Source organism: Nakamurella sp. UYEF19 (genome assembly GCF_040546275.1).
Lineage (GTDB): Bacteria > Actinomycetota > Actinomycetes > Mycobacteriales > Nakamurellaceae > Nakamurella.
Genome location: NZ_JBEPNO010000007.1, coordinates 36,476 through 48,052 on the forward strand (window position 1 = coordinate 36,476; position 11,577 = coordinate 48,052).

Below are 11,577 nucleotides of genomic sequence, written 5' to 3' on the forward strand. Positions count from 1 at the left end.
TTCGGGAGAGTTGGTGCGGGAGCTCGGGTCCGGTGAACCGGTGAGAGAAGTGTTGCCTGCGGGGCGGCGCTGCGACAGTGCCCGGATTCACTGCCTCGGTATGAGATTTTCACGCCCGTTCACCAGCCGCATTCACGCCAGGGCGATGAGCCTGGACACTGCCGCCGGAAGGGGCGCGCTGCCAGTGTGGTGGCAACAGGCGAGCCCCGGGGCATTTCTGGGCAATCGAACGGAATCGGATCGATTCACGGGCCGCCGGATGATCTGAAAGGACTCCGCAGATGATGCTGATCGAACGGCAGGAAGCCATTGGCCGACTGCGCACCCGTCTTGCCACCTTCGAGGACTCGTCCGCGGTGTCGATGATCGTCGGGCCGCCGGCGGTCGGGAAGTCGGCCGTGCTCAGGGAGTTCCGCCGGGTGGCGACCGCGGAAGGGCATCTGGCGCTGGGCGCCGGTGGCGCGGAAGACGAGCAGGACCTGCCGCTCGGACTGATCGGCCAGCTGTTCTGCGATCCGCGGCTCCCCGCACGGCTCGTCGAGTTGGTCCGCACCTGCGCGGACCAGCTGGCGGCGACGGACGACCAGGGCGACCCTGCTGCGCCGCTTGGTCCGGTGGCCTCGGCCCTCGCCCGCGAGCTCCACCGCTATCTGCTGGAGCAGGCCGACTCCGGCGGGCTGGTGCTCTGCATCGATGATCTGCAGTTCGCCGACCGGATCTCGCAGCAGGTGCTGCTCTACCTCGCACGCCGGATGCACGGCGGCGGCCTGATGGCTGTCGTTGCCGCACCCTCCGTCGAGGACATCACGCTCCCGGCGTTGCATGCAGAGATCGTCCGCCACCCATGTTTCGAACAGATCACTCTTTCCCTGCTCAGCGTCGACGGTGTCGGACAGATGCTGGCCGAGCAGTCCTACCCGACGTGCGGTCAACTGGCCGGGTCGGTGCATGCCCTGTCCGGCGGGAACCCGCTCCTGGTCAAGGCGTTGATGCTGGACGGTCACGCCGGATCCGATCCAGCTCCGCAGCCAAGGCCGGGCCGGGCGTTCCGGGACGCGGTACTGGGCGCGATCGGCCGCTTCGACGACAGTGCGGAAGCCATCGTCCAGGCCGCAGCGGTCCTGGGCCAACTGAGCAACGCCGGCCTGATCGGCGATCTGCTGAGCCGCGAGTCCGGGGCGATCGACACGACGGTCCGCGACCTCTCCGACAGTGGGCTGATGACCGCCGACGGGTATTGCCAGCCTGCGGTCGGCGACATCGTGCTGGCCGATACCGATCCCGCCTTCCGGGCCAATCTGCGGGGGCGGGCCGCCCGCCTTGCCGATGAAAACGGCTGTGGCGCCGCCGTGGTCGCCGAGCATCTGATCGCTGCCGGGCGGCCCTGCGAGTCGTGGGCCGGACGCACCCTGACGGAGGCGGCCGCCCAGGCCGAGGCCTCCGAGGAACCGGCCTTCGCGATCGACTGCCTGGAACTGGCCGCCCGGTCGACGACCGACGAGACGGAGCGGGCCCGCATCGTGATGGACCTGGCCCGGATCGAGTGGCGCCACGAACCGAGCACGGCGGCCCGGCATCTGGGTGGACTTGTGGACGCTGCCCTGACGGGACGACTGGCGCCCTCCGACGTCGCCGACGTCACCGGCTGGCTCCTCTGGCTGGGACGGGCCGACGAGGCGACCCGCACCATCGACTGGATCTTCGCCGCAGCGGAGCGCACCGCGGACCCAGCGGTTCGCGCCGCGCTGACCACCCTCCGGGGCCAGTTTCCGCTCTCCATCCCGGCGGTGGCCGGATGGTCTCTGCCGCAGGATGTGTCGGACATACCGGTCGAGTTGGCCGCCCACGCCGGCATCGTCGCGACCGGGGTGCTGGCCAGGGCCCTGTCGCAGGTCCCCGACGACCGGATCCACGCCAGGGCCGAGCAGGTGCTCGCCAATTGCGAGCTGTCCGACGACACCCTGCCCGCGGTCGTCGCTGCGTTGCAGGCGCTGATCTACACCGATCGCCTGGAGGCCGCACAGGCCTGGTGTACGGCCCTGATGGACGTGGCCGCCCAGCGGCCGGCGGCCACCTGGGAAGGCGTCCTCGGCGCCCTGCGCGCCGAGTTGGCCTGGCGCCACGGAGATCTCACCGAAGCGCTCCGCTGGTCCGACTTCGCCCTCGACCGCATCTCCCGGCGGGGCTGGGGGGTGGCGATCGGGCTGCCGATGGCGGTACGACTGCAAGCGCTGCTGGGCACCGGACAGATGGACGAGGCCGCTGTGGTGGCCAGGGCGGTCCTGCCGGAGGAGACCTACCGCACCCGTTACGGTCTCACCTTCCTGTATGCCCGCGCCCAGTTCCACCTGGCCACCAACAAGTTCCACCTCGCCCAGGCCGATTTCGCACGCTGTGCGGAGCTTTCCGCGCAGACCGAAAGCGACCTGCCCGCACTGGTTCCGTGGCGGACCGGTTACGCACGACTGCATCTCAAACTCGAGCACGGCAAGGCCGCCGTCGAACTGATGGCCGCGCAGCTGGCCCGCCCGGGCGGGCAGGGCGCGCGCGTCCGCGGCCAGTCCCTGTGCGTCATCGCCGTGGCAGGCGAGCCGAGACGACGCCCGACGCTGCTGCGCGAGGCGATCGATCTGCTGCAGGTATCCGGTGATCGGGCCGGCCTGGCCAACGCTCTCGCCGAGTTGTCCACCGCCTACCAGGACCTGTCCGAGTTCACCAGGGCCCGCCTGATGAGCCGCCGGGCCCAGGAGGTGGCGGCCGATTGCGGGACCACCGCAAGCTGCCGGTCGCTGCTGACGGGCGTCACCCCCAGTGCGCCGGGCACCACCGAGATCCCCGATCAGGGGCAGTCTCCCGACGTCCTGTCCGACGCCGAGCGCCGGGTCGCCGAACTGGCCGTGATGGGCCACACCAACCGGGAGATCGGCAACAAGCTCTTCATCACGGTCAGCACGGTCGAGCAGCACCTCACCCGGATCTATCGCAAGCTCGGGGTGACGCGGCGGGTGGACCTGCCGATCCGGCTTCGCCATTCCGACCGCGCCGGGACCGCACTGCTCTCGGCCGCCGGATGAGCGCGTCCGACCGCGGCTCGCTCTACGCGGTCAGTGATCTGCACGTGGGCTACCCGGAGAACCGAGCCATCGCCGCGGATCTTCACCCGACGGGGCCACTTGACTGGCTGATCGTCGCCGGCGACGTGGCCGAGCGCTTCGGCGACATCGTCGACGTGCTCGGGATGCTCGCGGGCCGCTTCGCCAAGGTGATCTGGGTGCCGGGCAACCACGAGTTGTGGACCCATCCCAGCGATCCGGTCACCGAGCGGGGTCAGCATCGATACCTCAAGCTGGTGGCCGCATGTCGACGACTCGGTGTGGTGACCCCGGAGGATCCGTTCCCCCGGTGGATCGACGGCGACGGTGTACCGGTGGTCATCGCGCCACTGTTCACCCTGTACGACTATTCCTTCCGTACACCGGGTGTCAAGGACAAGGAGACCTCCCTGCGGTTGGCCTACGCCGCCGGAGTGGTCTGCACCGACGAGCACTTCCTCCACGCGGAGCCCCTTGACGCCATCGACGACTGGTGCCGGCAGCGGGTGGAGATCAGCCGCCAACGCCTTGACGAACTACCGGTCGACGTGTCCACCATCCTGGTCAGCCACTGGCCACTGGTGCGCGAACCGACCGACATCCTGCGCTACCCGGAGTTCGCACAGTGGTGCGGAACCACGGCGACCGCGGACTGGCACCTGCGCTACCGGGCCATCGCGGCGGTATACGGACATCTGCACATCCCGCGCGTGACCTGGTACGACGGAGTGCGTTTCGAGGAGGTCTCCCTCGGATACCCGCGGGAGTGGCACCACCAGGACCCGGCGCGGGCCAGACTGCGGCGCATTCTTCCGGAACCGGCCCTCGTTCGATGAAGGCCGTCCGATGATCGACCAGATCCTGCCGTCAGCCATGGTCACCTCGTTCCGCTACGACGACACCGGGCCGGTCGATCTGTTCCCCGAGGAGACCGCCTACATCGCCCGGGCCGTCGACAAGCGCCGTCGCGAGTTCGGAACCGTACGCACGTGCGCTCGGGAGGCGTTGGCAGAACTGGGCTTTCCACCCTTGCCGATCATGCCCGGTCAACGAGGGGCACCCTCCTGGCCGGATGGCGTGATCGGCAGCATGACGCACTGCGACGGGTACCGGGCCGCCGCCGTCGCGCTCTCCAGCCAGGCCGCCGGGGTCGGCATCGACGCCGAACCAGCCGCCCCGTTGCCGTCGGGAGTGCTCGAGGCCATCGCACTGCCGGCCGAACGTCGCCGGCTCGAGGTGTTGGCGGTGCGCCACCCCCAGGTGCCGTGGGACCGGATGTTGTTCTCCGCCAAGGAGAGCGTCTTCAAGGTCTGGTACCCGATCGTCGGCACCGAACTCGGCTTCGAGGAAGCGCACATCACCTTGATGCCGGAGAGCGGCACCTTCACGGCGCGCCTGCTGGTGGGCTCCCCCCTGGTGGCCAGCCGTGGCCTCGACCTGCTGGCCGGGCGTTGGATCTGCCGTCAGGGACTCGTCGTCACCGCGATCGCCCTTGCGTCCAAGACCACCTGCTTCACCGAGTGGGTCAGTGACCGCACGCTGGTCGGCCCGCTCGTCGGGGACCTGACTCCGATCTGAGGTGAGTCCGAGATGTGCTGCAGCTCAGGAGCGCTGTGGCAAGATCACGATGCGGATCAGTTGAAGACGACGGTCCGCAGCCCGTTGAGCAGCACCCGTTGCTCGCAATGCCACCGCACCGCCCTGGCCAACACCTGCGTCTCCACGTCGCGACCGGCTGCCGCCAGCTCCGCGGGTGTGCTGTGGTGCGCCACCCGCATCACGTCCTGCTCGATGATGGGGCCCTCGTCCAGGTCGGCCGTCACGTAGTGCGCGGTGGCGCCGACCAGCTTGACGCCGCGCTCGTACGCCTGGTGGTACGGGCGCGCACCGGCGAAGCTCGGCAGGAACGAGTGGTGGATGTTGACGGCTCGACCGGCCAGATCACGGCAGAGCTCCGGGGACAGGATCTGCATGTAGCGGGCCAGGATCACCAGGTCCGCGTTCGTCTCCTCGACGAGATGCCGGATGGCGTCTTCCGTCTCGCCCTTCCGGCCGGCAGGCGTCGGGATGTGGTGCAGCTCGACACCGTGTCCGCGGCTGAGCTGATCCAACGTCCGGTGATTGCCGGCCACGGCGGCGACGGTCATGTTCATCGTGCCGTTGCCGCAACGATAGAGCAGATCGTTCAGGCAGTGCCCTTCCTTGGACACCAGGATGACAGCCCTGACCGGCTGCCGAGCGGGAGAGAGCCGCCACTGCATGGAATGTCGCTCGGCAAGCGGCAGAAATTGCTGACGGATCCGGTCGACGTCGTCGCTCGGCACGGTGAACTCCACCCGCATGAAGAATCGATCCGTGACCGTGTCGTTGTACTGCTGGCTCTCCAGCACATTTCCGGAATGTTGGAGAACGAATCCGGCGACCGCATAGGCCAGGCCCGGACGATCGGGGCAGGAGAAGGTGAGAATCAGATCTTGACCCACGATTGCGACTCCAGTCATCGATATGGAACGCTCGTCCACGATCCCTGCCGGGTCGGGATATCCCGAGGCGCGGGCGGCTCTATGCGGCGGCGCGTTCCAGACGGGAGGCGATCATGCCGATCACGGCACCGGCGTGGTTGTTCAGGTAGAAATGCCCTCCGGGGAACAGTCGCATCTCGAATTCAGCGCTGGTGTGTTCGGACCAGGCCTGCACCTCCGCCGGGGTCGCTTTGACATCCTCGGTTCCGCTCAGCGCCAGCATCGGGCTCTTGATCCGAGGGCCGGGAATCCAGCGATACGTCTCGATGACCCGGTAGTCGTTGCGGATCGCCGGCAGGATGATCTGGACCAGTTCCGGGTCGCCGAAGACGGCCGTACCCGTTCCGTCGAGCGTGCGCACGTCGGCGAGCAGTCGCTCGTCGCCGGCCAGGTAGGTGCGTTCGTCCCGGAAGGTGGACGGGGCCCGGCGGCCGGACACCACGACATCGGCGAGCTCGAGACCCTGGGCCTCCAGACGCAATGCCACCTCGAAAGCCAGGGCGGCGCCCATGCTGTGGCCGAACAGGCTGATCGGACGATCGGCCAGCGGAGCCACCACCTCGGCGACGGCGTCGGCCAGATCCGGGAGCGAATCGATGAACGGTTCCTTGCGACGATCCTGCCGGCCGGGATACTGCACGGCCAGCACTTCGATCGACGGTGACAGCGTCGCCGAGACCGGGAAGTAGAAACTTGCCGAACCGCCGGCGTGGGGCAGGCACACCAGGCGGGCGGAACCGTCCGTGGCCTGATGAAATCTGCGGATCCACCGGCTGTCGGTCGTGATCGACGTCGTCAACACCGTCATGATTGCACCTTTCTTTTCGCAATTGCTCACTCAAGACTAGAACAGGCCGCGGCAATGAAAACCCCTTGCGCTCCCCTAGGCCAATCGGGCGAAGAACGGCTGTCAGCGGACGGAATCGACATTCTTGGATCTCCTGCCCGGAATGGGTGATTCAGAAGCCGGATGCTACAGGAGTAGGGGTCGGCGCCGGCGGTGCAGTGGTGCTGATGTAGGTGCGATACCGGTCTTCTGGCCACCCGGGAGTTCTACAGTCGACATCACGAGGGCAAATGCCTCGGACAGCACCTATGCCGCGGGTGCAGGGACATCCAATGGTCAGGAGGAACCATGACAAGCGTTCTTGACATCAACGCGGCACTCAGCGAATCCGCGGTCGATCCACGGGATCCCCGGAATCGGTTGTCCGCTCTGCTGGACCCGGGAAGTGTGAGCGAGGCGTTCGACTCCGATCTCTCGGGCGTCCATGTGGCGTCCGGACGAATCGACGGCTCGCCGGTGGTGGCGTTCGCCACCGACGTCCGCACCATGGGTGGGGCGATGGGTGCGGAAGGTTGCAGCCACATCGTCCGTGCCATCGATCACGGCGTGGCCAAGGGCATTCCGGTCGTCGGCATCTGGCATTCCGGCGGCGCCCGGCTCGCCGAGGGCGTGCTGGCCCTCGACGGGGTCGGTGCGGTGTTCGCCGCGATGGTGCGGGCCTCCGGTCGCGTCCCGCAGGTGTCGGTGGTCCTCGGGCCGGCCGCCGGCGGCGCCGCCTACGGGCCGGCGCTCACCGATGTGGTGATCATGTCCGAATCCGGGCGGGTCTTCGTCACCGGACCCGGGGTGGTCAAGTCCGTCACCGGGGAGGACGTGGACATGAAAGCGCTCGGCGGGCCTGACATCCACACCCGCAAGAGCGGTGTCGCCCATATCAAGACCGCCGATGACGCGTCGGCCCTGGCCTCTGCTCGCGACGTGATCAGCCTGCTGGGTCGGCCGGGGCGTTTCGACGAGTTCCTCATCGGCCCGGACGTCGACCTGTCGGAGTCGTTGCCGGACAACCGCCGGAGGGCCTACGACGTGCGCAAGCTCATCGACGGGGTGCTCGACGATTCCACCACGGTCGAACTGCACCGGAACTGGGCGCCCAACATCGTCACGCGACTCGGCCGACTGGCCGGTCGCACCGTCGGAGTGGTGGCCAACAATCCGTTGCGGATGGGCGGGTGTCTGGATTCCATCAGTGCGGAGAAATCCGCTCGATTCGTCCGGCTGTGCGACGGCCTCGGGGTTCCGCTGGTCGTGCTCGTCGACGTGCCGGGGTACCTCCCCGGGGTCGCTCAGGAATGGGACGGGGTGGTGCGCCGCGGTGCAAAACTTCTGCACGCGTTCGCGGACGCGCAGGTTCCCCGGGTCACCCTGGTGACGCGGAAGGCCTACGGCGGGGCGTACATCGCGATGAACTCCCGGTCGTTGGGCAGCAACGCAGTTTTCGCCTGGCCCGGGGCCGAGATCGCCGTGATGGGCGCCGAGGCCGCGGTGGGCGTCCTGCACCGCAAGGTCATCGCCAGTACTCCCGAACACGAACTGGCCGGGGTGTTGTCGGGCCTGATCGCCGAGCACGAGCAACTGTCCGGCGGGCTGGCCCGTGCGGTGGAGCAGGGTTCGGTCGACCAGATCATCGAGCCCAGCCGGACGCGTCGAATTCTGGCGCAGACACTCGCGGCCTGCCCGCCGGGACGGGGGGTCCATCGAAACATGCCGCTCTGAATTCTTCCCACTCATTCCATGCACGACTCATTCCATCCACGCACCACAACAGATCGATCCCGATTCATTCAGCTGATCCAAGACAGGAGTTCGTCATGACCGATCTTCAGCAGGCCCTGGCCATCGGCGGAGGCATCTTCATCGTGATGATGGCCTCCCAGTACGGCTACCGCGACTACACCTGGCACAAGTGGGCAATGCCCTTGATCTCGGTGGCCATCTTCGGCTACTTCTACCTCAAGGACGCCCCCTCCGACGGGGTCGACTTCGTCGTCTACGCAGTTGCTCTGGCGTTGGGTGTCGTCTTCGGATTCGCAGCGACCGCCACCACCACCGTGGAGAAGAACCCGGCCAAGGGTGGCGCCATCTACACCAGAGCCGGCGTCGGGTTCGCGTCGGTCTGGTTGCTCGCCCTGGCCGCCCGTGTGGTGTTCATCGTCCTGGCCGAGCACAACCAGGCCTTCCGGAATGCGTTGGGCACCTTCATGTACAACCACCAGATCGTCGAGGAGACCATCCCGCCGTTCTTCTGCCTGTGGGCCGTCGTGATGGTGGCGACCCGCGTCGGGCTCATCGCACTGAAGGCAGCGTCGCTCCGGTCCCAGACCGGAGTCGCCATCGGTGCCACCGATCTCGAGCCGGTGCGCAGCATTGCCTGAAGCCTTCCCGGCGTTAAAAGCTCACGTCGACGCCCGACGCGAGACGAGTTGACGCCCAACTCCCGTCGGGAACCGCCCAGTAGCCGCAGCGAGCGATCGCTGCGGCTACTGGCATGTCACCCGGTGTTCGCGCCGGACACCTTATGGTCGCGCCGGATCTACAGCTCGTCGGCGATCTCGACAGCGATCTCGATCGTGCGGGCCACGAGCGGCGACCGGGTACGTCCGCCCGGCCAGTGGACGAAGATCTCGCGCGCGATCAACGGGCGCAATTCGTGGACGCGCAACCGGTCGTCGGACCTGACGTCCGCGCCGTGAACGGCGAGCCAGGGCAGGATTGCCGATCCCAGACCCGCCCGCACCATCGACAGGATGGTCTCGTTGCCCGCGGTGCGGAACACGATCCGGGGACGGGCGCCGTTGTCGACCAGTGCTTGCTCCAGCCTCGGCTGATCGCAGGTTGCCGGCCAGGCTATCAACGGGGCACCGTCCAGATCGGTGATCCGGGCAGGGCCGTCGGGGAAGTCGCCCGGTCGGGTCACGAGCAGGTAGGGATCGTCCAGGAGTTTCAGATGCTCGGCCTCCCTGCCGACCAGACCGTCGTAGAACAGGAGATCGAGGTTCCCGAGATCGGGGGCATCGGCCTCCGACTCCGACAACCTGATGTCGCAGGCAGGGTGCTCGTCACGCAGTCGCCGCACCAAGGCCGGAAGGATCACGGTGGACACGCTCTGGAAGGTGCCGATGTCGACCCGCCCGTCACCGGCCTTGAACCGGTCGACCGCCTCGGCCAGCCGCTCGGAGTCGGCCAGCAGCGTGCGCCCGTGGTTCAGGACGACCGAGCCGAGGGCGGTGATCCGGACCGGCCTCGGACCGCCCGGTCGATCGAAGACAGCGCCACCGACCGCCTACTCCAACGCGGCGATGTGCTGACTCACCGTCGACTGCGTGTAGCCGAGCCGCAACGCCGCCCGGCCGAACGTCCGCTCCTCCGCGATCGCGGCCAACGTTGCCAGATGCCGGAACTGCAGGTCGCGCATGACCGGGATCATAGCCAAACCCGATTGCTTCGATCGGGATTCATCGCTTTTCTCGATCTCACCGGCGATCTACCGTGGCAGTCATGACGGCAAGTTCCGAGCGGGTGACGGCAGGGCCAGGTCTCCGGTCGGCGCTGTGGCTTCCGCTGGTCGACGAGCTCGCCGATCCCTCGCTCGTGGCCCGTCTCGCCGCCGACGCGGAGGCTGCGGGCTGGGACGGCGTCTTCGTGTGGGACCAACTGTCCTGGTCGGCTCCCGTTTCTCGGATCGCCGATCCCTGGATCACTCTGGCGGCGATCGCGGCCGCCACCGAACGCGTGCGGATCGGGCCGATGGTCACGCCGCTGGCACGCCGACGACCGACCAAACTGGCCCGCGAGACAGTCACGCTGGACCGGCTCAGCGGGGGCCGTCTCACCCTCGGGGTCGGTGTCGGCAGCGACCGGTTCGCCCGCGAATTCTCCAGGACCGGAGAGCAGCCGGACGACCGGATTCGGGCCGAGATGCTCGACGAGGGTCTGAAAATTCTCGCCAAGGCCTGGTCCGGCGAGCCCGTCCGACATCGCGGCCGCCACTACGTCGTAGACGATCTGCTCCTCCTGCCGAAGCCGGCGCAGCGACCTGGTGTTCCGGTCTGGGCCGGCGGCCTGCCCGGCCACGTCAAGCCGATGCGGCGAGCGGCCGGGCTCGATGGTTTCGTTCCGGCGAACCTCACCGATTCGGAACAACTCGCCGAAATCGTTTTCACCATCAAGGCGCTTCGCCGGCCGGACGCGACGGCCTTCGACTTCGCCGTCGCCCTGCCGGTCGGCGTCGACCCGCAGCCCTTCGCGGCAGCCGGCGCCACCTGGTGGCTGCCGGAATTCGAGCCCGGCGTCAGGCTCGACCTGGTTCTGGGCTTCCTTCGGGATGGTCCCGCGGACAGAGAAGTCTGACGTGTTCGACTACGACGCCGAGCTTCGCCGCTATCACGCACATCTGATGGAGGCCGTCGACATCGGTTCGGACGCACAGGTGCTCGACATCGGCTGCGGCACCGGCCAGACCACCAGGGCGGCTGCTCGTGTCGCGCTCGACGGCCACGCGCTCGGTATCGACATCTCCGCGCCGATGCTGGCGCAGGCGCGTCGGCTGACCGGACAGTCAGGTCTTGCCAACGTGAAGTTCGAGCGTGGCGACGCGCAGATTCATTCCCTTCCGCGGCAGCACTTCACGGTCGGCATCAGCCGATTCGGCACGATGTTCTTCACCGATCCGACTGCCGCCTTCGCACACATCGCACACGCCATGCGCCCTGGCGCGACCTTCATCCAGCTGGTCTGGCAGGACAGCAGCCGTCAGGAGTGGCACGTGGCCATCCGGCGGGCGCTGTCGCCCGACGGGCCGGTGTCGTCGGCGACATCGACGGCGAGCGTGGCGTTCTCGATGCCTGACCCGGCAGAGGTCGGCGCCATCCTGACAGGCGCCGGCTTCGTGGACGTGCGCGTCAGCCCGGTAGACGAGCCGGTCTACTACGGAGCTGACGGCGAAGGCGCACTGCGCGCCATTCAATCGCTGGGCATGACCGAACGAATCCTTCGCGACCTGGACACCATTTCGGCCGCACGCGGACTCGGCCGACTGCAGCGTCTGCTCGACGTCCGGAACCAGGACGGCGTGTGGTTCGAATCGAGTGCCTGGCTCGTGAGCGCCCGCCGCCCGTAG

9 protein-coding genes and 1 pseudogene are annotated in these 11,577 nt (G+C 67.8%); 7 read left to right on the forward strand and 3 right to left on the reverse strand.

The window, feature by feature from the left end; all coding sequences use genetic code 11:
* Window positions 1-281: 281 nt before the first annotated feature.
* The 3 genes from ABIB25_RS12050 to ABIB25_RS12060 are packed head-to-tail and all read left to right on the forward strand — an operon-like array spanning window position 282 to window position 4,670.
* The gene (locus ABIB25_RS12050; protein ID WP_354528699.1) at window positions 282-3,074 is read left to right on the forward strand and encodes a helix-turn-helix transcriptional regulator; all 2,793 of its coding nucleotides are present in this window, start codon (window positions 282-284) and stop codon (window positions 3,072-3,074) included.
* Entirely contained in the window at window positions 3,071-3,928 is an 858-nt protein-coding gene (locus ABIB25_RS12055) for a metallophosphoesterase family protein (RefSeq protein WP_354528700.1), read from the forward strand. The genes ABIB25_RS12050 and ABIB25_RS12055 overlap by 4 nt, the downstream gene beginning before the upstream one ends.
* Window positions 3,929-3,938: 10 nt before the next feature.
* On the forward strand, window positions 3,939-4,670 hold the full coding sequence (locus ABIB25_RS12060) for a 4'-phosphopantetheinyl transferase family protein (RefSeq protein WP_354528701.1): 732 nt from the start codon (window positions 3,939-3,941) through the stop codon (window positions 4,668-4,670).
* Window positions 4,671-4,726: 56 nt separating this feature from the next.
* Here ABIB25_RS12060 and purU read toward each other — a convergent pair whose 3' ends face one another.
* The gene (gene purU, locus ABIB25_RS12065) at window positions 4,727-5,593 is read right to left on the reverse strand and encodes a formyltetrahydrofolate deformylase (protein WP_354528702.1); all 867 of its coding nucleotides are present in this window, start codon (window positions 5,591-5,593) and stop codon (window positions 4,727-4,729) included.
* A gap of 61 nt (window positions 5,594-5,654) precedes the next feature.
* Complete coding sequence (locus ABIB25_RS12070; RefSeq protein ID WP_354528703.1) at window positions 5,655-6,422, reverse strand: thioesterase II family protein; 768 nt, start codon at window positions 6,420-6,422, stop codon at window positions 5,655-5,657.
* Between the two features lie 327 nt (window positions 6,423-6,749).
* Between ABIB25_RS12070 and ABIB25_RS12075 the strand changes: the two genes are divergently transcribed.
* Window positions 6,750-8,174 (forward strand): acyl-CoA carboxylase subunit beta, encoded by a 1,425-nt coding sequence (locus tag ABIB25_RS12075; RefSeq protein WP_354528704.1) that lies wholly within the window; start codon window positions 6,750-6,752, stop codon window positions 8,172-8,174.
* 95 nt (window positions 8,175-8,269) lie between these two features.
* Window positions 8,270-8,833, forward strand: coding sequence for a hypothetical protein (locus tag ABIB25_RS12080; protein ID WP_354528705.1), 564 nt, complete (start codon window positions 8,270-8,272; stop codon window positions 8,831-8,833).
* A 158-nt stretch (window positions 8,834-8,991) separates the two neighbouring features.
* Here ABIB25_RS12080 and ABIB25_RS12085 read toward each other — a convergent pair.
* Window positions 8,992-9,873: pseudogene (locus ABIB25_RS12085) on the reverse strand (LysR family transcriptional regulator).
* Window positions 9,874-9,956: 83 nt separating this feature from the next.
* Here ABIB25_RS12085 and ABIB25_RS12090 point away from each other — a divergent pair.
* Together ABIB25_RS12090 and ABIB25_RS12095 are read left to right on the forward strand one after the other, a co-directional pair.
* On the forward strand, window positions 9,957-10,808 hold the full coding sequence (locus ABIB25_RS12090) for an LLM class flavin-dependent oxidoreductase (RefSeq protein WP_354528706.1): 852 nt from the start codon (window positions 9,957-9,959) through the stop codon (window positions 10,806-10,808).
* A 1-nt stretch (window position 10,809) separates the two neighbouring features.
* The gene (locus ABIB25_RS12095; protein WP_354528707.1) at window positions 10,810-11,577 is read left to right on the forward strand and encodes a class I SAM-dependent methyltransferase; all 768 of its coding nucleotides are present in this window, start codon (window positions 10,810-10,812) and stop codon (window positions 11,575-11,577) included.